This window comes from uncultured Dokdonia sp. (genome assembly GCF_947496725.1).
Classification (GTDB): domain Bacteria; phylum Bacteroidota; class Bacteroidia; order Flavobacteriales; family Flavobacteriaceae; genus Dokdonia.
In genome coordinates this window covers 190,561-213,326 of sequence record NZ_CANMDS010000004.1, presented here as the reverse complement: position 1 = coordinate 213,326, position 22,766 = coordinate 190,561, and the positions used below count along the sequence as shown (strand labels likewise).

Annotated in this window: 26 protein-coding genes; 20 read left to right on the top strand and 6 right to left on the bottom strand. The window is 36.9% G+C overall.

Translation table 11 applies throughout. The annotated features are described in order from the left end of the window. Positions 1-262: 262 nt before the first annotated feature. Positions 263-1,054: an anti-sigma factor gene (locus Q0948_RS10380; protein ID WP_298352019.1), complete on the bottom strand. Its 792-nt coding sequence runs from the start codon at positions 1,052-1,054 to the stop codon at positions 263-265. Next, positions 1,051-1,590, bottom strand: a complete 540-nt coding sequence (locus Q0948_RS10375) for a sigma-70 family RNA polymerase sigma factor (RefSeq protein ID WP_298352016.1) — start codon at positions 1,588-1,590, stop codon at positions 1,051-1,053. Before Q0948_RS10375 ends, Q0948_RS10380 begins: the two co-directional genes overlap by 4 nt. Positions 1,591-1,741: 151 nt before the next feature. Between Q0948_RS10375 and Q0948_RS10370 the strand changes: the two genes are divergently transcribed. The 3 genes from Q0948_RS10370 (at position 1,742) to cysM (ending at position 3,918) form a co-directional block, all read left to right on the top strand. Next, entirely contained in the window at positions 1,742-2,140 is a 399-nt protein-coding gene (locus tag Q0948_RS10370; protein WP_298352014.1) for a DUF983 domain-containing protein, read from the top strand. Between the two features lie 105 nt (positions 2,141-2,245). Further along, entirely contained in the window at positions 2,246-3,043 is a 798-nt protein-coding gene (epsC, locus tag Q0948_RS10365; RefSeq protein WP_298352011.1) for a serine O-acetyltransferase EpsC, read from the top strand. Further along, complete coding sequence (gene cysM / locus Q0948_RS10360; protein WP_298352008.1) at positions 3,040-3,918, top strand: cysteine synthase CysM; 879 nt, start codon at positions 3,040-3,042, stop codon at positions 3,916-3,918. Before epsC ends, cysM begins: the two co-directional genes overlap by 4 nt. A 61-nt stretch (positions 3,919-3,979) precedes the next feature. Here cysM and Q0948_RS10355 read toward each other — a convergent pair whose 3' ends face one another. Then, positions 3,980-4,855, bottom strand: coding sequence for a sterol desaturase family protein (locus Q0948_RS10355; protein WP_298352005.1), 876 nt, complete (start codon positions 4,853-4,855; stop codon positions 3,980-3,982). Positions 4,856-5,128: 273 nt separating this feature from the next. On the opposite strand from Q0948_RS10355, the gene Q0948_RS10350 reads away from it, so the two are divergent. From Q0948_RS10350 to Q0948_RS10290, 13 genes are all read left to right on the top strand, one after another. Beyond that, positions 5,129-5,764, top strand: coding sequence for a Crp/Fnr family transcriptional regulator (locus tag Q0948_RS10350; protein WP_298352002.1), 636 nt, complete (start codon positions 5,129-5,131; stop codon positions 5,762-5,764). Between the two features lie 70 nt (positions 5,765-5,834). After that, entirely contained in the window at positions 5,835-6,644 is an 810-nt protein-coding gene (locus tag Q0948_RS10345; protein ID WP_298351999.1) for a sulfite exporter TauE/SafE family protein, read from the top strand. Positions 6,645-6,821: 177 nt separating this feature from the next. Next, positions 6,822-8,234, top strand: coding sequence for an MBL fold metallo-hydrolase (locus Q0948_RS10340; protein ID WP_298351996.1), 1,413 nt, complete (start codon positions 6,822-6,824; stop codon positions 8,232-8,234). Positions 8,235-8,397: 163 nt separating this feature from the next. After that, on the top strand, positions 8,398-9,807 hold the full coding sequence (locus Q0948_RS10335) for an MBL fold metallo-hydrolase (RefSeq protein ID WP_298351993.1): 1,410 nt from the start codon (positions 8,398-8,400) through the stop codon (positions 9,805-9,807). A 10-nt stretch (positions 9,808-9,817) separates the two neighbouring features. Beyond that, positions 9,818-10,132 carry a rhodanese-like domain-containing protein gene (locus Q0948_RS10330; RefSeq protein WP_298351990.1) on the top strand — a complete coding sequence of 105 codons (315 nt, stop codon included), beginning with the start codon at positions 9,818-9,820 and terminating at the stop codon, positions 10,130-10,132. 161 nt (positions 10,133-10,293) lie between these two features. Then, the gene (locus Q0948_RS10325) at positions 10,294-10,659 is read left to right on the top strand and encodes a rhodanese-like domain-containing protein (protein ID WP_237747115.1); all 366 of its coding nucleotides are present in this window, start codon (positions 10,294-10,296) and stop codon (positions 10,657-10,659) included. Between the two features lie 104 nt (positions 10,660-10,763). Continuing rightward, the gene (locus Q0948_RS10320; RefSeq protein WP_298351983.1) at positions 10,764-11,030 is read left to right on the top strand and encodes a heavy metal-associated domain-containing protein; all 267 of its coding nucleotides are present in this window, start codon (positions 10,764-10,766) and stop codon (positions 11,028-11,030) included. Between the two features lie 3 nt (positions 11,031-11,033). After that, on the top strand, positions 11,034-11,294 hold the full coding sequence (locus tag Q0948_RS10315; protein ID WP_038599726.1) for a DUF202 domain-containing protein: 261 nt from the start codon (positions 11,034-11,036) through the stop codon (positions 11,292-11,294). Between the two features lie 194 nt (positions 11,295-11,488). Then, positions 11,489-12,214: a DUF2490 domain-containing protein gene (locus Q0948_RS10310; RefSeq protein ID WP_298351975.1), complete on the top strand. Its 726-nt coding sequence runs from the start codon at positions 11,489-11,491 to the stop codon at positions 12,212-12,214. Positions 12,215-12,216: 2 nt separating this feature from the next. Next, positions 12,217-12,969 carry a carbonic anhydrase gene (locus Q0948_RS10305; RefSeq protein ID WP_298351972.1) on the top strand — a complete coding sequence of 251 codons (753 nt, stop codon included), beginning with the start codon at positions 12,217-12,219 and terminating at the stop codon, positions 12,967-12,969. Positions 12,970-13,082: 113 nt separating this feature from the next. Next, positions 13,083-14,390, top strand: a complete 1,308-nt coding sequence (locus Q0948_RS10300) for an FAD/NAD(P)-binding oxidoreductase (protein ID WP_298351969.1) — start codon at positions 13,083-13,085, stop codon at positions 14,388-14,390. A 203-nt stretch (positions 14,391-14,593) separates the two neighbouring features. Then, positions 14,594-15,259: a peroxiredoxin gene (locus Q0948_RS10295; protein ID WP_298351966.1), complete on the top strand. Its 666-nt coding sequence runs from the start codon at positions 14,594-14,596 to the stop codon at positions 15,257-15,259. Between the two features lie 126 nt (positions 15,260-15,385). Beyond that, positions 15,386-15,859 carry a Dps family protein gene (locus Q0948_RS10290; protein WP_298351963.1) on the top strand — a complete coding sequence of 158 codons (474 nt, stop codon included), beginning with the start codon at positions 15,386-15,388 and terminating at the stop codon, positions 15,857-15,859. A 73-nt stretch (positions 15,860-15,932) separates the two neighbouring features. On the opposite strand, the gene Q0948_RS10285 is transcribed toward Q0948_RS10290, so the two are convergent. Beyond that, complete coding sequence (locus Q0948_RS10285) at positions 15,933-18,038, bottom strand: TonB-dependent receptor (protein ID WP_298351960.1); 2,106 nt, start codon at positions 18,036-18,038, stop codon at positions 15,933-15,935. A gap of 50 nt (positions 18,039-18,088) precedes the next feature. Then, positions 18,089-18,421 carry a hypothetical protein gene (locus Q0948_RS10280; protein ID WP_298351956.1) on the bottom strand — a complete coding sequence of 111 codons (333 nt, stop codon included), beginning with the start codon at positions 18,419-18,421 and terminating at the stop codon, positions 18,089-18,091. 288 nt (positions 18,422-18,709) lie between these two features. On the opposite strand from Q0948_RS10280, the gene Q0948_RS10275 reads away from it, so the two are divergent. The 4 genes from Q0948_RS10275 to Q0948_RS10260 all read left to right on the top strand — a co-directional run bounded on the left by Q0948_RS10275 (position 18,710) and on the right by Q0948_RS10260 (position 22,253). Further along, on the top strand, positions 18,710-20,104 hold the full coding sequence (locus Q0948_RS10275) for a cytochrome ubiquinol oxidase subunit I (RefSeq protein ID WP_298351952.1): 1,395 nt from the start codon (positions 18,710-18,712) through the stop codon (positions 20,102-20,104). Positions 20,105-20,106: 2 nt separating this feature from the next. Further along, positions 20,107-21,144, top strand: coding sequence for a cytochrome d ubiquinol oxidase subunit II (gene cydB, locus Q0948_RS10270; protein WP_298351950.1), 1,038 nt, complete (start codon positions 20,107-20,109; stop codon positions 21,142-21,144). Between the two features lie 135 nt (positions 21,145-21,279). Beyond that, on the top strand, positions 21,280-21,840 hold the full coding sequence (locus Q0948_RS10265; RefSeq protein WP_298351948.1) for a YeeE/YedE thiosulfate transporter family protein: 561 nt from the start codon (positions 21,280-21,282) through the stop codon (positions 21,838-21,840). Continuing rightward, entirely contained in the window at positions 21,840-22,253 is a 414-nt protein-coding gene (locus Q0948_RS10260) for a DUF6691 family protein (protein WP_298351946.1), read from the top strand. The genes Q0948_RS10265 and Q0948_RS10260 overlap by 1 nt, the downstream gene beginning before the upstream one ends. 126 nt (positions 22,254-22,379) lie before the next feature. Here the strand turns inward: Q0948_RS10260 and Q0948_RS10255 are convergent, their stop codons facing one another. Further along, complete coding sequence (locus tag Q0948_RS10255; protein ID WP_298351943.1) at positions 22,380-22,754, bottom strand: MerC domain-containing protein; 375 nt, start codon at positions 22,752-22,754, stop codon at positions 22,380-22,382. Between the last annotated feature and the right edge of the window lie 12 nt (positions 22,755-22,766).

Below are 22,766 nucleotides of genomic sequence, written 5' to 3'. Positions count from 1 at the left end.
GGAAACCAAGACACAAACTTTTACGTAAGTGTCTACATAAGAGGAAAACTATAAGGTTGGGTAGTTTTTTTTTGAGTTTGTTTGTAAACGATCTACTTTTTTAAGTAGGTCGTTTTTTTTTGTTTCTAACCCACCCCATAGTAAAAATTACACTCCGCATTATCAAACATATAGTAGAGCAGAGTTACTTAATTATATATAAGGTAAATGACAAGACACACAATTGCATTAAGTGTCTTATGTATAAAATTTAAGAAGGGAATTAAGAGGTTACTACGCCTAAGGTATAAAGTTGCTCAAGAGTAGGAGATTCACTTCCTCCGGCAGGTTCTAGCGTGATACCAAATGCTTCTGACTGGTTAGGATTATCAAGTTCAAAAATTTGATTACCCGTAACATCGTACTGGTCTAGTATCCCTAAGCTGGTAGGCGTGAGTGGTTCTAAAGTAAGCGACCATACTTGGTACACCTTTCCTTCTGGCGGTTCTGGCAGCCCCTTTACGTCTATATAAGCCTTTCCGTTTTCTTGATCCCAGTACACAGATGCATATGCTTCTGGTGCAACAGCTTGGGCACCTAGCGGTACAGCGATAAGATCTTGCTGTCTTATAACGTTAAGGATATCTTTTGTTTGCTGTAAATCAGATTCGGCTACTTGGGTTTTAGACTCTTGCAATAGTAACTCTCGCTCTGTATCTACAAGCTGGTTTTCTAGCTTACTGTTTTCAGTGTATAAATAACCTACTCCAGCAAGTAAAAGAATGGCTGCTGCCCATAATATTATGGTAGGTATAGGAGTTCGCTTTCGCGAAAGCGGTATTACTTTACCATCTACATCTATATACTTTCTAAGGTTACTAAAGTCTGCCACCTGAGCCGGAGCGGCTGCGCTGGCAAGTTTCAACAAGCTATTTTCTATAGAAACTACTTCTTGTAAGAGTACAGGATTTTGAGCTACGATGTGAGCAACTTCGACCATCTCTTCCTCAGGAAGGGTCCCATATACAAAGAGTTCAAGCACTCCTGAGTCTATATATGTTTGTGGGTCTTTCATTCTACTCCTACGATATCTCTTAATTTTTTTATGCAGATTCTATTTCTTGTTTTTACAGTTCCGAGAGGAATTTCTAGCTCTTCGGCTGTTTCCTTTTGGGTATACCCTTTAAAAAACAAGAAGTGAATTATCTTTTTACAAAGCGGTTCTAAAACGTCTACAAATTTTTGAATCCCTATGGCGTCTACAGAGGTATTAAAACTCCCTCTCGCTTCAAGAATATCTACGAAATATTCGGCTGTATGGTTTTTACGTTGATTCTTAAATGCCTTAGATCTTGTTTTATCTATTGCACTGTTGCGTGCTATGTTGAGCATCCAGGTAAAGAATCTACCTTTCTTTGGGTTATAACGATCTGAGTTATTCCAGATTTTTACAAAAGTGTCTTGTAGTACCTCTTCAGATAATTCTTTGTCGTGCAGTATACTATTAATAACTCCAAAGAGGCTCTCACTATATAGCTCATATATCTTCTCAAAAGACATAGCATCTTTTTGAAGAAATCTAGCAATTAAAGCATCTGGTTGTGTCATCATAGGGAAAGGGAAAGGTAATAATTATGCAGTAACAAATATGTTAAATAGTAAGTTTCTTAAAACTCTTTTATCATAGAATTTTATCTCTTATGTAACAATGGTTACGTACAACCTGAGTATTGCAAATTACTTTTACTTAAAACTTAAGATTATGCTCAAAGGAACTAAATTATATAGTGTGATACAGATGAAGTGCCCAGTGTGTCAAGAAGGTGATTTTTTTAAAGGACATCCTTATAAATTTAGTACAATGGGCAAAGTGCACAAGCGTTGCTCTTGCTGCGATACAAAGTTTGAGCTAGAAACTGGTTTTTATCAGGGTTCTTATTATGTTTCTTATGGTTTAGGAGTTGCTTTATTTATGGCTGTAGTAGTGCTTAATTATTTATTAAGAGAAGAACTTACACCTACATCACTTATGATCTCATTTGTAGTATCACTTATAGCACTGTTTCCATTACTATATGCGCTATCTAAAATTATTTGGGCGCAATTTTTCTTTAATTATGATAGTACTGCTAGTAAAAAATCTACGGTAACAAGCGCTTAAAGGCACTCATTTTTACCTCACTATAATATAGGCGATAATTACCTTATTTTTGTAGTACTTATTATGTCTGTAATAATTAGACAAACCCTTTAGAAATTATAATTTATGGAGGTATCGCACCTTGTAGATGCAATAAATGCTCAAAAAAGAGAAGTGCACATTACCGTGCGATTAAAGAAGGAATCACAAAGATTTACTCAACTTCTTTTTGACACTCTTTTTGATATAGAGACAGATGTACAGACATCACTTATAGAACTAGAAGTTTTATTTACCACCATAAGAGACCTAGCTTGTCCAGAGATAAAGGGAAAGCCTTGTAAGACGTGGGTAGATTTTATGCAAGTGATACCCACTATTTGTACTAATCTCAAAAAAGACGCACAGGCCATACTTGCAAATGATCCTGCCGCACAAACCCTAGAAGAAGTCTACCTTGCCTACCCTGGCTTTTTTGCCATATCTATCTATAGAATGGCAAAAGAATTTTACAACCTGGGCCTACCACTCATACCAAGATTAATGACAGAGTATGCTCACCAGCTTACAGGTATAGACATACACCCCGGCGCTACCATAGGTAGCTCGTTCTTTATAGATCACGGGACCGGTGTAGTTATAGGAGAAACGGTAGAAATACGCGATCACGTAAAACTGTATCAAGGAGTAACACTAGGAGCTCTTATTGTTACTAAAGAATTACAAAACACAAAACGCCACCCCACTATACTAGACAACGTAACCATCTATGCAAATGCTACTATACTAGGTGGTGATACAGTAATAGGTGAGCACAGCGTTATAGGTGGTAACACCTGGATAACCTCATCTATAGAACCCCATACATTTGTCGTACATAGACCAGAGCTACAAGTATCTACAAAAACAAATAAGAAAAAATGAATAAAACACTCATAGATAGAATAGGTAATACACCACTTGTAAAGTCTACTACACTTAATACAAACCCAAACGTAGATCTATATTTTAAACTTGAGGGAAATAACCCTGGAGGGAGTGTAAAAGATCGTGCTGCTCTTAATATGATTAAGACTGCACTAGATGCTGGCGAGATTGATAAAACGTCAAAACTCATTGAGGCTACTAGTGGTAATACGGGTATCGCGCTAGCTATGATTGCAGCCATTTATGGTCTAGATATAGAGCTTGTAATGCCAGAAAAGGCTACCAAAGAGAGAGTGCAAACTATGCGTGCTTATGGTGCAAAAGTAACACTACACCCAGATGGTATAGAAGGTGCTCGAGATTATGCTATCGATAAAGTAAAAAATGAAGGCTATTACAGCTTTAACCAGTTTTCTAATGATAATAACTGGAAAGCACACTACAAGTCTACAGGTCCAGAAATTTGGAGAGATACAGATGGAGAAGTAACTCACTTTGTATCATCTATGGGCACAACCGGTACCATTATGGGTACCTCAACCTACCTCAAAGAGCAAAATAAAAGTGTTGAGATAGTGGGCGTACAACCCACAGATGGTTCTAGAATACCCGGTATACGTAAATGGCCAGAGGCTTATCTCCCAGCTATATTTGACGCTTCAAAGGTAGATCGTGTTCTTGAAGTAAGTACAGAAGAGGCAATTGCAATGGCTAGACGTCTCGCAAAAGAAGAAGGTATTCTTGCGGGTATGAGCAGCGGTGGTGCTACAGCAGCAGCACTTAAACTGGCAAGCACGCTTGAGAGTGGTATTATTGTAAGTATTATATGTGATCGTGGTGATAGATACCTATCATCTGAGCTTTTTGAATAGATAGCCGCAATTATAGATTGTATTCTTTATAATTACGCTTTCGCGAAAGCGTACTACTCCCCTATTGTTGTCCTTTTTTAAAACCGTAGGTGTTTTGACTCACAAAGTCTTTTGGAAAAACCTCATCTCCGGGAAAACCTAACTCTATAGTACCGCTATCCTCAGGTATATAATCTGTCTTAAAAATATAGTCCCATACACTTAGCGATATTCCAAAGTTTACTCCATAAGTTCCTTCGGGAATGGTATATGCGTGATGATACAAGTGCATTACGGGGTTATTAAAAATATACTTTAAAGGACCCCAGGTAATCTTAATGTTTGCGTGATTTATGTGACCTATTGCTATTGCAATAAAGTGCACTATGTATGCCTGTGTAGGTTCAAAACCAAAAAGAATCATTACGCCAAATGTCTTAAGTGGTTTATAGAGAATATTCTCCATCCAGTGATAGCGCAAGTGTGCTGCAAACCCCATTTCTTTTACACTATGATGCACCTTGTGGTACTTCCAGAAAAAAGGATATTTATGCAATAAGCTGTGTGTAAACCATTGCACAAAGTCCAGCACAATAAAAAAGACGAGTAACTGGCTCCACATAGGCCAAGAAGATGGATCAAAAAGCGCTAGAGAATCTTCGCTTATCCCTATATCTTCAAAACCAAGTTGTAATAACTTATAAAAACCACTTATTGCTATTGTAAACAAGAAGAAATTAAAAAACATATAAAAGCCATCTAGCCAGAAGTCTTTTCTAAAAACAGATTGCTCCTTCCTCCAGGGAGAAAGTATTTCCATAGACCAGACAAGTAGCGACAAAATGATAAGCCCCCAGAAGTAATTAGTATACCAAGGGACTTCAAAAATGACAGATTTCCAGGTCCAATCTATGGTACCTAGAATTGCATCTTTAAAACCTATCATATATTTTTCCATATGTTCTTAACTAGAGTGCTAGACTTTTACACATATAAGTAGACGTAATTTGCTAGTAATCTTACAAACTTTGCTACCTTTTAAAGCGCACAACTACATTTTGTAAAATTAATGAATTCTATATCTTTCTTACTGTAACTTTTGTTACTTAAAGGACATTAGAATTAGGTTAACTTTACAATACTAAAAATACAGTAGTAATGTAATGCTTCATAAAAACTGAAGCATCTATCATCTTAATTGCAATTTACAAACTGACTTATTTATATATAAATGATTCAAGAACTTAAGCAAAATTACGGTCACCTTTTTGAAGACGACTTAATAAACGAGATTGCGCAAGTAGGGACTTATAAAGAAGTTCCCGCTGGCTTTAAACTTATGGAGATAGGCTCTTACATAAAAGGTATGCCTTTACTTATCTCTGGTGCTATAAAAATATTGCGAGACGATAAAGAAGGGGATGAACTCCTACTCTACTACCTAGAAAAAGGTGATACCTGCTCTATGACTATGAGTTGCTGCCTAGGGCAAACAAAGAGCGAGATTAGAGCCATCGCAGAGACTGACACCGTTCTTATAATGGTACCTATTCAAAAAATGGAGATGTGGACTTCAAAATATAAATCTTGGAGAAATTTTGTTTTTGAAAGCTATCACACCCGTCTCAATGAGATGCTCCACACCATAGATAGTATTGCTTTTAATAATATGGACCAGCGTCTTCTAGAATACCTAAAAAATAAGTCTAGAATTAATGAAGATAACAGCATACGCAACACACACCAAGAGATTGCAGGAGAACTACACAGCTCGAGAGTAGTTATATCCAGGCTCCTCAAGAAATTAGAAAAACTAGGTAAAATAGAATTACATAGAAATTATATAGAAATCATAGATTTAGACTAGCTATGTAACCTTTGTTACTGCCAGTAGTTTTATATCAGAATACATTTGCTGTAAAATACAAAGTTTCATTATGGAAGTTTTAGAAGTATTAGGATATATAAGTGCTCTCATTATAGGCATTTCTTTAGGTCTCATAGGTGGTGGTGGCTCCATACTTGCGGTACCTGTTCTTGCATATTTGTTTTCTGTAAACGAAAAAGTAGCAACTGCATACTCTTTATTCATTGTAGGTGCTAGTGCGCTCGTAGGCGGGCTTAAACAGCATCTTAAAGGATATGTAGACTGGCGTACTGCAGTAGTATTTGGTATTCCTGCTATTGTGGGAGTTACAGTGGTAAGGCATTATGTAGTGCCAGCTTTACCAGACGTTTTATTTACCATAGGTGATTTTGATTTTACACGCAGGATGGCAATGTTTGGCCTCTTTGCAATACTAATGATACCAGCGGCTTTCTCAATGCTCAAAAAGCGTAAAGAATGCCCAGAAAAAAATGATGGTAAGGTATCGTATAACTATCCTCTTATCTTAATAGAAGGATTGCTAGTAGGTGCGATTACTGGTATGATAGGTGCCGGTGGTGGTTTTTTAATCATACCCGCGCTAGTAATACTTGCAAACATAAAAATGAAAGTAGCCGTAGGGACATCACTCATAATCATAGCATTTAAATCTCTTATGGGCTTCTTTTTAGGTGACGCTTTAACGATGGATGTAGACTGGGTATTTCTCTCCATTTTTACACTAATCTCTCTTGTGGGAATTTTTATAGGCAGTTATTTAAGTAATTTTATAGATGGACAGAAACTCAAAAAAGGTTTTGGTTACTTTATCCTCGTGATGGCGGTATTTATTTTCTATATGGAGTTCTTTGTTAAATAATTCAAGCCTCAACACATTATATAAAAGACCTTCTCACGAGGTCTTTTTTTATTTACAGCCATATAATATGACAAATGTCATAGTTTTATAATTACCTCCCTTTCTGTAACATAAGTGACCAAACTACTCATAAAAGCCTATTACTTTTATAGTGTTTAACATTAAAATCTATTCACAATGAAAGTAGAACAAATTTATACCGGATGTATCGCACACGCTGCATACTATATAGAAAGTAATGGCGAGGCAGCAGTGTTTGATCCATTAAGGGAGGTACAACCATATATAGATCGTGCACAAAGTGACAATGCAAAAATTAAGTATGTTTTTGAAACTCACTTTCACGCAGATTTTGTGAGCGGTCATCTTGATTTAAGAAAAAAAACCGGTGCAGAGATTGTATTTGGTCCTGGAGCCAAGCCAGCTTATGAAGCTACAATAGCAACAGATGGGCAAATCTTTTCTATAGGTGATTATAAAGTAAAAGTAATACACACCCCTGGTCATACTATGGAGAGCACCACCTACCTACTCATAGATGAAAATAATTCTGAACACGGCATCATAACTGGTGACACCCTCTTTATAGGAGATGTGGGTCGTCCAGACCTTGCTCAACACGTAGTGTCAGACCTCACAGAAGAAAAACTTGCAGGCCACCTCTATGATTCTCTTAGAGATAAGATACTACCTCTAGATGATAAGCTCATCGTCTACCCTAATCACGGTGCTGGATCTGCCTGCGGAAAAATGATGAGCAAGGAGACTACAGACACACTAGGAAACCAAAAGAAGTATAACTACGCTCTTCAAGATATGAGTAAAGAAGAGTTTATAAAGGTGCTACTAGATGGACTCACTGCTCCTCCAGGATATTTCCCGCAAAATGTTCTTATGAATATTAAAGGATATGAAAGTCTAGATACCGTGATGAGTAGAGCTACAAAAGCCCTCACTCCAGAAGAGTTTGAGCTTGTCGCAAATGAAACTGGTGCTCTTATGCTTGATACTCGTAATGCCTCAGACTTTGCTTCTGGATTTATACCTAACAGTATTAACATAGGATTAGATGGCAATTTTGCACAATGGGTTGGTGAGATGATTCCAGATGTAAAACAAGAAATTTTACTCATAACCTACCCAGGTAAGGAAGAAGAAGCAATCACTAGATTATCTCGCGTAGGGTATGATTATGCAATAGGCTATCTCAAAAAAGGTTTCGGCGCTTGGAGAGAAAGCGGCAAAGGCATTGAGACCACAGCACGCATAAACGCAACAGAGCTAGCTACACGTTACAAAAGTGAGCAACCACTTATAATAGATGTACGTAAAAAGAGTGAATATGACTCTGAGCATATAGTTGATGCTATAAACATACCACTTAATGAGATCAATAAGCACCTTGCTCAGTTTCCAAAAGAGGTTCCATTTATAGTACATTGTGCTGGTGGTTATAGAAGTATGATAGCCGCTTCAATTTTAAAACAGCGTGGCTGGGACAACTTTGTAGATGTTACTGGCGGTTTTAAAGAGATTGCTGAGACAAGCATCCCAAAAACTGACTATATTTGCCCTACTACGTTACTATAAAGTAGCACGTATTATGATAAACTCCTATTAACACTTGGTAATAGGAGTTTTTATTAATTTTACCCTATGTAACTTAGGTTACTGTAAAGACACTACTTGTGTTATAATTTTACACTATTAATTATTAGTACGCTTTCGCGAAAGCGTATCCAAAAATATACTTATGAACGTTGAACAAATCTACACAGGATGCTTAGCACAAGGTGCCTATTATATAGAAAGCAAAGGTGAAGTTGCTATAATTGACCCTTTAAGAGAGGTAAAACCTTATCTTGATAGAGCAAAACTTGATGATGCAAAAATCAAGTATATTTTTGAAACTCACTTTCACGCAGATTTTGTGAGTGGGCACGTAACACTAGCCAAAGAAACAGGCGCTCCTATCATATATGGTCCAAATGCAAACCCTTCTTTTGACGCAATAATTGCAAAAGATGGCCAAGAGTTCAAGCTAGGTGATGTAACTATTATAGCATTACACACACCAGGACACACGATGGAAAGTACAACTTACCTTCTTAAAGACAAAGATGGTAAAGACCACGCGATTTTTAGTGGTGACACTTTATTTCTAGGAGATGTAGGAAGGCCAGATCTTGCTCAAAAAATGGGAGAACTCACAGAGCGTGACCTTGCAGGTTTTTTATATGACAGCTTACGCACTAAAATAATGCCCCTTGCAGATGATGTTACAGTATATCCAGCGCACGGTGCGGGATCTGCCTGTGGTAAAAATATGATGAAGGAAACCGTAGACACTCTAGGGAACCAAAAGCAAATGAACTATGCCTTGAGAGCAGATATGACTAAGGAAGAGTTTATAAATGAGGTTATAGATGGACTATTACCGCCACCTCAATATTTTCCGCTCAATGTAAAAATGAACAAGGAAGGCTATGAAGACATACAAGATGTTTTAAAAAGAGGTACACAAGCCTTATCACCACAAGCTTTTGAGGCTGCTGCAAATGAGACGGGTGCTATTGTACTAGATGTACGTCATCAAGATGAGTTTGCAAAGGGTCACATACCTAGGTCTATTTTTATAGGTCTCAAGGGAGGTTTTGCTCCGTGGGTAGGAGCCCTTATTGCAGATGTAAAGCAACCTATATTACTAGTAACAGAACCTGGTAAGGAAGAAGAGACCGTGACACGATTATCACGTGTAGGTTTTGACAACACACTGGGATATCTCAAGGGTGGTTTTGATGCCTGGAAAAAGGAAGCTCTTGAGTATGATACTGTAAGCTCTATAACGGCTGCACAATTTAAGTCTGATCTTGAAAAAACTAAAAAACCGGTATACGATGTACGTAAAGAGAGTGAGTATTTATCTGAGCGTGTAAAAGACGCTCACCTCACACCACTAGATTTCTTAAATAATCACCTTGCAGAGTTTCCAGAAAACGACACTTTTTATGTACACTGTGCTGGAGGATATAGAAGTATGATTGCTGCATCTATTTTAAAAAGCAGAGGCGTACACAATCTTATAGATGTAAAAGGTGGTTTTAAAGCCATAAAAGAAGCTGGTGTACCTGTTACAGATTTTGTGTGTCCAACAACATTATAAAAATTTTAAAATGAAAAATATAAATCAAGCCGAATGGCAAGAACTCATTGCAAATGACAGTCAGGCTGTAATTCTAGATGTAAGAACTCCTGGAGAGTGTGCAGAGGGTATACAGGCTAATGCTCAAATGATTGATTTTTTAGACCAGCCCTCGTTTATGGCTTCTATAAAAGAGCTTGACACCTCAAAAAATTACTACATCTATTGCAGGAGCGGTAATCGTAGTGGGCAAGCTTGTCAAATACTTGATAATATGGGTGTACAAAGCACATACAATCTTACGGGTGGAATGATGGCCTGGACAGGAGAAACGGTAGCACCATAACACATAATTTGCCTCATTATAATTAAGGCTTATTATTTTAAATTAGTGAAGAAAAAAGTGACTGTACAAACAGTCACTTTTTTTTGTTTTAAAAGCATTGCTATGTAACCTAAGTCACTGACAAACGTATACTAAGCGCTTATCTTTGAGTAAAAATAATAATGAAACTTACACTCATACTTATGTCATTTCTATCCTTACTTTTCGGTGATAAATTGCAACAGAGCGATGCTATCACAATACTCGACAGAGACGCTTTTAAAAGCGCAATAGCAACCCCTGGTGTGCAGCTCATAGATGTACGTACTGCAAATGAGTACAGCTCTGGTCATATAGCAAAAGCACAAAATATAGATTACTTTAAAACATCAGAGTTTACAACTAAGGTAAATAAACTTGATAAAGATAAACCGGTGTACCTCTATTGTAGATCTGGTAATAGAAGCCAGCGCGCTGCGGCAAAATTAGATAGCCTAGGTTTTAAAATCATCTTTGATCTAGAAGATGGTTATAACAACTGGAAATAGCTTATTCTATAAATCATAATGATTATAACTTATGCAATCACGCTTTCGCGAAAGCGTAATTAATTATATCAATTTACTTAATCTCTTCATCAAAATATTACACTATGAAAACGGCTATAATTGTTCAAAATCTAAGATGTGGTGGCTGTGTTAATACAATCACTACAAAAATTAATGCATTAGAAAATGTACATAATGTTAGTGTAGATCTAGAATCATCTACAATCTCCTTTACTGCCGAAGATGCTCTAGATGCGCTATCTGTAAAGGAAACTCTAAAAAAATTAGGCTATCCATCTATAGAAGATGATAATGGTGTATTGTTAAAGGCAAAATCTTTTGTAAGTTGTGCTACGGGAAAAATAACCTAACCTATGAGCACACTAGAGCAATCACTAAGAGATAAACTGGCGATAGATAGAACGAGACTGGCAAACGAGAGAACCTTTCTTGCTTATTTTAGAACGTTTATTGTTTTTTTAAGTTCTGGTTTTGCTATTATAAAATTAGACCTGTTAAACGAAATACGCTGGATAGGTATTATGCTCATTGTTATAGGACCTGCCTTATTAATTATAGGTTTGTTTCGCTTTTTATATGTAAAGAAGAGTATCAAAAACTACTATAAAGAGTAATGTATTATGAAAGCCTCTTGCTTTCTCTTCCTTATTGCCCGCAACATATAACTATTTACATCTTCCAAAAAAGGCTTTACGATGCACAATCAATAATTTGATTTTGTAAACATAATAGCCGTACTCACTTTTAGATTTTAATGAATTACGCATCCGTTTGCTTCACGAAGCTTATGGAACAATACTCGTATTTTATGATGAGATTTTTTATACTTTTTAGTTTCCTCTGTTTTGGCATCACAAATGCTACTGGTCAAAATACTAGCACAAGATATAGTAGCTGGAACACTTTTGATGTTTCAAAAAAAATCAATCAAAATTGGTCTATAAATACTGAATTTAACCTGAGACGCACACAGTTCTTAAAAGATTGGGAACAACTTGTAATACGCCCTTTTGTCCATTATAAATTTGAGAATGATCTAGATATAGCATTTGGTTATAGCTACATACGCAATTATAAACACGATGGTAATAGCCTACCTCTTGATATCATAGAGCATAATGTTTTTCAACAACTTACTCTTACACATAGGTTTTCAAATTTTATTTTAGATCACAGATTGCGTTTTGAAGTAAGACATATAGACAACATTACAGAACTTTTTAATGAAGTCTATGATGTAGACGGCGCGAGAATAAGAAACCGTTTTCGTTATAAATTTCAAGTAAGAATACCTTTAAGAATATATAGTGATAATCGCGTCTTAAGCGCTGTACTATATGATGAGGCCTTTTTGAACCTAGAAACTGGTTTGAGGCCAAAAAAGCTCGATCAAAACTGGATGTTTGTGGGTTTAATCTTTCGCGTAAGCAAACAAGTTAAAGTACGCTCTGGATATCACGACATATATGCAAAGAGAGAAGATCTATTTATAAACAACCGAGTGTGGGAAACTACACTTACTTATACATTTTAACAATGAAACACTCTTTAATATTATTAATCGCTATTCTAATAATAAGCTGTGTACAAAAAACAGATTTGCATAAGGATGCACACTGGAGCTATGAAGGTGAGACTGGACCAATACACTGGGGAGAAATTGAAAAAAATTCTGATTGTGGAGGGTTGTTTCAATCACCTATTAATATTGTAAACTATGAGGTAGATAGCTTATTAACTCCACTTAACATCACCTATTCTGATAGCACACATATACACGACATTATAAATAATGGACACACGATACAGTACAATTTTGACAGTGGAGATTATATTACGATAGAGGGAATGACTTATGAGCTAAAGCAGTTTCATTTTCACGAACCAGCAGAGCATCTAATAGATGGTATACGTTACCCTATGGTGATTCATCTCGTGCACAAAAGTAAAAATGGCAAGTATGCCGTACTAGCTGTTATGGCAAAGGAAGGGAAAAGTAGTAAACCTTTTGATTTTCTTGAAAGCTTTTTACCCATCCCAGTGGGTGAAAACCGTATTGTAGATAGCGCTTTTGATATGAACCTCAACCTGCCTGATAATAGAGCTTACTTCACATATAGTGGCTCTCTCACCACTCCTCCTTGTACAGAAAACGTACAATGGTTCATTTTTAAAAACCCAATTACCGTCTCGCTAAGTCAAGTAGAAAAACTAAAGGCTCTAATGCCACTCAATAACTATAGAGATGAACAGTCACTTAATGATAGAGAGATTAAGCTGTCTAAATAAAATAGACACCTTGCTTGTTAATTTATTAAAAATACCTACTGTGTGTAACACAAGTTACAGTAATCGCAATATAGTTGCTTTATTTTTAACGAGTTAACAAACAAACACAGAAAATGACATCACATTATCAAGTACTCATCATAGGCGGAGGAACAGCAGGTATAATGACTGCTGCACAACTTCTTAAAAATAAAAAATCAAGCAGCGTTGCAATCATAGAGCCGGCAGATACACATTATTATCAACCAGCCTGGACACTAGTAGGTGCAGGTACTTATGATTTTGACAAAACTGCAAAACCTATGGCTTCTGTCATTCCAGATGGCGCAGTATGGATAAAAGATAAAGCTACGGGGTTTAATCCAGAAAAAAATAGCGTACTCACCGAATCTAATGGTAGTATCACCTATGATTATCTAGTTGTTGCTCCAGGTCTTGCTTATGACTTTAGTCTTGTACCCGGTCTAGGCGAGGCAATAGATAATGGTGTAGTGTGTAGCAACTATACAGATCCAAAACATACTTGGAATGTCATAAAAAACTTTAAAGGGGGTGTCGCACTCTTTACACAACCAGCCACTCCAATAAAATGCGGTGGAGCTCCTCAAAAGATTATGTATCTAGCCGAAAATCACTGGCGTAAAAATAATATTACTACAAAAACAGATATTGTCTTTGCGACAGCAGGTACCATAATTTTTGGAGTCAAAAAAATTGCAAAAACCCTGATGGAAGTTGTAAACCGAAAGGATATCAACCTTCGTTTTAATCATAAACTCGTGGCTGTAGATGGGCCAAATAAAATTGCTTGGTATGAACTCACAAAAGATATCTCGGCTGGTGGCTGTGTGGTTATGTCTGGCGAGGACGAGGATAAATATCTAGATGAAAAATTTCAATACAACTACAAAAATGTAAAGGTAACTGTAAAGGGAGATAGGTATGGTATACACTATGATATGATGCACACAGCTCCCCCATCTGTCGCACCTAAGTTTGTAAGAGAATCTACACTAGTAAATAATGCAGGCTGGCTTGATGTAGATCACCATACAATGCAGCATAACACGTACCCAAATATTTTTGGGCTTGGAGATGTAGCTGCCTTACCTACAGCAAAAACTGGGGCTGCGATACGCAAGCAAGTACCTATTGTGGTAGATAACTTAGGCCTTCTTATACAACATAATAAAATAGGTACTCAATCATATAAAGGGTACTCATCGTGCCCACTTGTAACAGATTATGGTAAAATGGTCCTTGCAGAGTTTGATTATCACAACAATTTTACCCCAGATCCAAAACTCAAGCAACTACTCATAAAAGATAGCTCAAAAGAACACTGGAGATTGTGGATGCTCAAAAAATTTATGCTACCCTACTTATACTGGAATAAAATGCTAAAAGGGCAAAATGTATAATGAATACAGTAACCCCATATTGTATAGAGGCAAGATCTAAGATCTTGCCTCTTGTAATTTATAGCAAGCTCTATCTTTCAACAAGAAACTCAGCTTGTTAAATCTTTTATAAAAGAAAGGCTGTGTAACAAAGGTTACTATAGATACTCTGGTTATAGTGTATATTTATATCATAATTAAAAACAATAACAAAAAACTATATTATGAATAACGAAAACCTATTACCAGAGAAACCTATAGCAATGCCTAGAATTGGAGATACAGCTCCAGATTTTACAGCAGTAACTACAAAAGGAACTATCCAGATGTCTGATTTTGCAAAAGACAAGTGGATTGTAATGTTTTCTCACCCTGCAGATTTTACACCAGTCTGTACAACAGAGATGAGTGGTTTTGCACAACGCAAACCAGAGTTTGATGCACTTAACACAGAACTACTAGGTTTAAGTATAGACAGCATACACGCACACTTAGGGTGGGTTCAAAACGTGAGAGAAAATACGGGTGTTTACTTTGACTTCCCTATAATTGCAGATATAGATATGAAAGTATCTAAGCTTTATGGAATGTTACAACCTAACGAGAGTGAGACTGCAGCCGTAAGAGCCGTATTCTTTATAGACCCTTCAAAAAAGATAAGACTCGTAATGTACTACCCGCTCAATGTAGGGAGAAATATGGACGAAATTTTAAGAGCTTTAGATGCACTTCAAATGTCTGACAAGCATAAGGTTGCAATGCCTCTAGACTGGAAAAGAGGTGATAAAGCTATCTGCCCTCCACCAAAATCACTTGATGCTCTTAATAAGCGATTACAAGATGACAGTGTAGAAAAAGTCACTTGGTATCTAGCAAAAAAAGATATTTAAAAATCAAAGGGCTTTTACTCTAGATAAGTAAAAGTCCTTACCTTTTGGTCAACCTATAAAAAATACCTTAAGACACTAAGGCGTAAGTCTTAGTATAGCTATTAACAACCTTAAAAAATAACAATTATGAAAAAACTAAATAACATAGGCCTAGACGTAACCTCATCACAACAAACGGCAGATGAGCTTAACGATTTACTATCTAACTACCAGGTGTTTTATATGAACCTAAGAGGCTTTCACTGGAACATAAGAGGAAAACGATTTTTTGAATTACACCTTAAGTTTGAAGAATTATACAACGACGCACTTATAAAAGTAGATGAGATTGCAGAGCGTGTACTCACGCTAAGTGCGACTCCACTTCATACATTTACAAAATATCTTGAAGTGTCAGAAATAAAGGGTACTGAAGATATTACAGATGGAGAAACTGCAATATCAAGTATTCTAGAAGCCTTAACAGTACTCCTAAAAAAAGAAAGAGCAATCCTCTCTATCGCTGGAGATGCAAATGATGAAGGTACAGTAGCACTTATGAGTGATTATATTGTACAGCAGGAAAAACTAGTCTGGATGCTCTCTGCTTATCAAAACTAGTATAGGTACGCTTTCGCGAAAGCGTAAAAAAGCCCTTTTGATGAACTCAAAAGGGCTTTTGTAATTAAGATAGTTAAAACAAATACTTTGCAAATACTGAAAAGTTTCTCCCTGGATCATTGATAGGAACTCTATCAAACCCCTCCTGGTTTACAAAGGAAAAATTTAAGTGATTGTTATATGTCTCATCAAATAGATTGAGAACAGCAAGACCTATATGTACATTTGTTATAGGCTCTACGCCTATTTTAAAATCTAATGTTTGGTATCCCTCTGTCTCTTGCTCTCTAAAACTAGTAGAAATTTCTTCTTGTTGAGAAGTAAGATTATAATCTAGGCTCGACCATAAGTTTCCTCTTTCATAACGCACTCCAAAGCGAGTTGTAAGAGGTGGTGTTAATGGCAAAGATTCATCTAGATCTTCATTTCTGGTATATACGTATGCGAGAGCGGTATAAAAGTTATAGTACTCCATAAAGTCAATAGAGAGATCTGCTTCAACACCCGTCTTGAACGCCTTGTCTACATTAATAAAGCGCTTTACCTCTTGAGGTTGTGCGGTGGGGTTAAACTTTCTATCTAGCATAGGGTCTACGACGGGCACAATATAATTTTCATAAATAGAATAATACCCAGACACATTGTACTGTAATGCATCTACTCCCCTTGTAAATCTCTTTTTCCCGCTAAGACCTATTTCAAACTGATTATTAACCTCTGCATCAAGATAAGGGTTACCTACATACTCAAAGGGATCTTGCCCCACTTGAAAGTGATTAATGTACCTCTCTATCATATTTGCACTGCGCGTTCCTCTACCAAAGGCGACCTCAAGCGTATGTACCTCAGAGAGCTTTTGCTTCACAGATACTGTTCCAGAAAAGTTAGACTCGGTTCTATTTTTTAGGTCTGGATATAATTCCCTAAAATCTTCTTCGGGATCTCGTATATCTGATGTCACAAGGTCTAAGCGTACCCCAGCAGTAAGGAGTGTACTATTTGAAAACTTATATTTATGTTCTGTAAAAATCCCAAAATCATTTATATAAGAATCTTGCCATACTTTATCTTGAAAATACAACGGCTCTGCGAGCTCCTCTCCCATCATATTACGTTTTACAAGTCGTGATCTTCCTCCATCACGTGCCACTAGTAAGGCATCAAGTCCAGAGTAAACGGTCCATTCTTCAGCTGGCTTAAGTTTAAACTCAACTTTTCCTCCAGCAGTTGTAGCATCTATAGTAGATAACGCTTCGGTCATTGCAAATGAAGGTCTGTTATTATTAGACATTATATGGTCTACATAAGAGTAATAGGCTTTTGCATTTATCTCTTTTATAAGCCCCTTAAGTCCGTTTATTTTATAATCTAGTGATAGTATAGAACTGTTATCCTCTTCTGTATCCATAGGCAATCCCGCGTGTAACACATCTCTACCGTAAGACTGTCTCCAGTGAGCTTGAACACGTTGTGTATCGCTTATATTATACCCTACCTTAAGACCATAATCTAGGCTTCTAAATGATGAAGGGATAACCGTACCCGCACCATCTTTGTAATTACCAAAATCTCGATAACCAGCATTTGCTGTGATATCATATGCATCTGTAACCTGTTGTAACTTTATAGACGACACAGATGCACCACCATTAGACTCATAACCAGAGCTTACACTCCCGTGCAAGCCCATTTGCATAGATTGAGGTGTTTGAGTTACAAGGTTTACAATCCCTGCAAAGGTGGAACCATATCTCATCGTGTAGGGCCCCTTTATAATTTCAATTTTTTCAATATCCTCTGGCACCACGTGTGTTGTAATAGGATCCATTCTATTAGGACAGGCGTGCATTGCCTTAGTACCTCCATCAAATTGAATATTTAATTGCTCATACTGTGACGCTCTAAACGAAGGATCTATAGCATAATTTCCTCTCTTTATAAGAGTAAAAGCATTAATATTACTAAAGAGATCTGCAACATTTTTAGGTTGAACTACCTTCTTTACAAGATCTGTTTTAACTTTAGAAAGTACGGGGTCTGTACTGGCCTTTCCGGTGACCATTACGGTATTAAGTTCTATTACCTTTCCTTTAGAACTATCTATCTTTTTTTCTACTATTTGTCCATAACAGACCATAGTAGGTATTGCGCATAAGAGCGCGAGAAACATCTTTTTCATTTCTTAAATTGTTAATCATCATTAAGTGATGATAATATTGTTATAAGTTATTATATGAGATAATACTCCGTACAACGAGGAGGATGAAAAATCAGGTTTGTAAAAGAGGATTGTAAAAATTGCTTGTATACAATATCATTACCGCGATCTAACTTTATAAGTATATATGAGGTTAAAACTACGTCAAGCTCGCAAAATATAAGTTGATCCCAATTTATTGTGATAGCCTCTGGTTGATTTTCAGAACTATCACTAGCGGTCACCTTAGTGAGAAAGCATTTTCCGTTACATTGCATTTCTGGTTTATCAGTATTCTCACATAACGTTTCAATAAAACTTTCTATCTCAAGGGTATACCACCCATATATGAATGAAGTTTTCAAACTATTAGTTAATAGTACAATTGATAATATGATAACGGTAATTGCTTTCACTAGGTGTAAATAAGAATAGATTTTATACGTTTTATAAGTGACTTTTTACGCTTTCGCGAAAGCGTAATTAAAACACAAATCCAGCATAACTATTCAACTTTCAAAATTACTGTACGCAACCAGATTGATACGTTACTTATGTTACAGAACTCAAAAAAAAACGTACATTATGTAACCAAAGTTACTTTGAGAAATTCTCTCTAGAAGTAACTTTGTTATAGCTAAAACACTATCACTATGGATACAGAAATTCTCGCTAGAATCCAGTTTGCCTTCACTATTTCCTTTCACTACATATACCCACCCCTAAGCATAGGCCTGGGACTTATTATGGTCATAATGGAAAGCCTATGGATACGCACTAAAAATGAAAAATATCATATTCTTGCAAAATTCTGGACCAAGATTTTTGCACTCACCTTTGGTATAGGTGTTGTGACCGGTATCGTGATGGAGTTTGAGTTTGGGACCAACTGGGCGACTTACTCTAGGTACGTGGGTGACATTTTTGGGAGTGCACTAGCGGCAGAGGGAATATTTGCCTTTGCACTTGAGAGTGGTTTTTTAGGGATCTTACTTTTTGGGTGGAACCGTGTTAAGCCGTGGGTACACCTTGTAGCAACCATAGGGGTGTTTTTGGGCTCTATGTTTTCTGCAGTGTGGATTGTAGTAGCAAATAGCTGGCAACAAACACCGGCGGGGTATCACATTGTAGGAGAAGGAATGAATGCTCGTGCAGAGATTACAGACTTCTGGGCGATGGTTTTTAACCCTTCTAGTGTAGATAGATTAACGCATACGTGGTTTGCGGCATTTCTTGCAGGTGCGTTTTTAGTCTTAAGTGTGCACGCCTATTACTTGCTTAAAGGTAGATATGTAGAAATCTCAAAAATGGCTTTTAAAATTGCACTAGGAGTCGCTACAGTATTCTCATTAATGCAACTCGTAACGGGGCATAGCTCTGCAGATGGTGTGGCAGAAAATCAACCTGCAAAACTAGCTGCGATGGAAGGTCACTATGATAAAAGTGGTCCTGCAGATTTATATCTTTTTGGCTGGGTAGATAATGAATCGCAAGAGGTTACTGGTATTAAAATACCTGGAGGACTCTCATTTTTAATTGATCAAGATTTTGAGGCACCAGTCACAGGTCTTAATGCTTTTCCAGAAGAAGATAGACCAGGACAGGTAAATGCCGTATTCCAGTTTTATCATATAATGATTGCCATAGGTATGTTTTTTATAGCTCTCACGCTTTATGCTTGTTTCTTATGGTGGCGTGGTACTTTATTTACAAACAAGTGGGTATTAAAAACATTTGTATTTTCTGTAATTCTAGCTCAAATAGGTAATCAAGTAGGATGGTTTGCGGCAGAGATGGGAAGACAACCGTGGGTTGTATATGGACATCTTAGAACCTCAGAAGCATTTTCTCAAGCCGTCACGGCAAACCAAATTGTATTCTCATTAATACTATTTTTTGTGGTGTATGCATTACTTCTATTTTTATTCTTATATCTCTTGACTAAAAAAATAAAACACGGGCCATATGATGAAGACGACAACGATATGGAAGAAAGAAGATTTACAAAAGAGATTACAAATCAAGTTGCAAACACTTTAAACGCTTAGATATGGAAACTTTATTTGGTATAGATTACCCTACACTTTGGTTTCTCGTTGTGGGTGGTGTTTTTTCTGGTTATGCAATACTAGATGGATTTGATTTTGGGGCCGGTGCCTGGCATCTGTTTTTTAGAAAAGAGTTGAGCCGCAGGATAGCACTTAATGCCGTGGGACCTGTATGGGATGGTAATGAGGTGTGGCTTGTAATAGGTGGTGGTGCACTTTTTGCTGGCTTCCCAGTTATGTATGCTACCTTCTTTTCTGGTTTATACATTCCCTTTATGTTGTTCTTAATGTTTATCATTTTTAGGGCAATTGCCATAGAGTTTAGAAGTAAGGAAGAGTGGTTATGGTGGCGCAAGATGTGGGACATATGCTATAGCGTGAGTAGTATAATGCTTGCATTTTTACTAGGTGTAGTGCTAGGTAATGTTTTACAAGGTATCCCTATAGGCCCAGATCTTGAGTATGATGGAAGTCCATTTTTAGGTTTCTTAAATCCCTATGCTATCATAACAGGCTTTACTACCTTATTTCTTTTTATGTCTCACGGGGCTATCTATCTACTTCTTAAAACAGAAGGAAGGCTCTTTGATAAACTGGAGGGCTTACTTAAAAAGGGCATCATACTGTTTATAGTATTTTTTGTGATTACCACATTATACACGCTTATTTATATCCCTCATCTATCTGATGATTTTAAGTCTAACCCTATACTATTTATATTCCCAATTCTCACATTTTTGAGTATCGCAAACATCCCTAGACTAGCGCATAAAAAGCGCTTTAAAATTGCATTCTTTTTCTCTGCTCTCACTATTGCATTAATGATGGCGCTTGTGGCTATAGAGCTGTATCCTACCTTACTGTATTCTACTATAGATCCGGAAAATAGTATTACGATTTACAATGCAGCTTCATCAGACAAATCACTAGGAATAAGTTTAACAATGGTGGCTATAGGTACGCCTCTGGTGCTTGGTTATACATTTTTTGTATACAAGACTTTTGCTGGAAAAGTACAACTAGATGATCATAGTTATTAAGTTTTGCGCTTTCGCGAAAGCGCAACAAACACATTTACAATACATTAAAATACTTGATTAATAAAGACCCCTCCTAGGTAACAAATGTTACTGAAGAGGGGTTATTTTTGCGCTTTCTTTGTCAAAAATCAAGTAATGAATTGGATATATTCCCCCTGGCCTTGGTATGTATCGGGCCCAATGATTGCTTTTGTGATGTTTTTACTACTTATGGTGGGTAAAAACTTTGGTATGTCTTCTAACCTTAGAACGATGTGCACCATTTGTGGAGCAGGTACAAAAGCAGACTTTTTTAAACTAGACTGGCGTGCACAAAAATGGAATCTCACCGTGGTTATAGGTGCCATTATAGGTGGCTTTATAGCTGCAAATTTTATGACTCCAGATGCCGCCGTCGCGATCACACCAGAAACTATAAGTGATTTACAAGATCTAGGCTTTAATAGTGCTGGTAAAGCATACCTTCCCACAGAGCTTTTTGAAACCTCGGCGCTGTTAGATTTTAAAAGCTTAGCTATACTCATTATAGGCGGGCTCCTCGTGGGCTTTGGCGCGCGTTATGCTGGTGGTTGTACATCTGGCCACGCAATCTCTGGATTAAGTGATTTACAACTCCCGTCACTTATAGCCGTAGTAGGGTTCTTTATAGGAGGTCTTGTGATGATACATTTATTATACCCCTTAATTTTTGCCTAATGAGAACAGTAGTTTATTTATTTATAGGAATCCTCTTTGGGATTACAATGTTTAAGAGTGAGGCTGCCTCTTGGTTTCGTATTTATGAGATGTTCAAATTTGACGCATTTCATATGTATGGGATTATAGGCTCTGCACTGGTGATAGGTGTTATCACTATACAGCTCATTAAAAAATTTAATATAAAATCTTTTTATGGGGAGACCATACACTTTTATCCAAAAACTAGGAGTGTAAGCCGCTACCTTATAGGTGGTATAATCTTTGGCTTAGGGTGGGCACTTGCAGGTGCGTGTCCGGGGCCTATGTTTACTCTTATAGGAGCAGGTTTTGTACCTATACTGGTAGTAATTGCTGCGGCAATACTAGGTACTTTTTTATATGGTATACTTAAAGATAAGTTGCCGCACTAGGGCATAAATCGCTATTTTAATAGCGGTAAAACCATATTACAAATCATAAAAAAGCTCAAACAATGATTATAATTGCTTGAGCTTTTTTTATAGTAAAGCGTCATTTATTTATGACTAGTATTAGCGTTAATGTTCTTCTCTAAAACGATGTACTACGTGTATATTTTTAACGTGGGCTAGCACTAAAAATAGCGCCCCAAAAACTGTAAAAACAGTCTCCACCTCGTGCACAACTTCTAATCTACTTATGAGTAACACAACTACACCTATGGTTGCCATTCTAGCTGGTGTATGATCGCGATGCAGTTTCAAACTTCTACCTAATGAGAAAAAAGCTAGGAGAATACCCGAAACAATAAAAGCATATTCTATCCACGGGTTTTTGAAAATTGCTAAACCCGCTAGGGCTGTAAAACCTATTAATATAGGTAACAGCGCGCAGTGTAACGCACAGCATACTGCACTTATGATGGCAATTTTATCTATAGTTTTTGATTTCATATAAATCTTTTT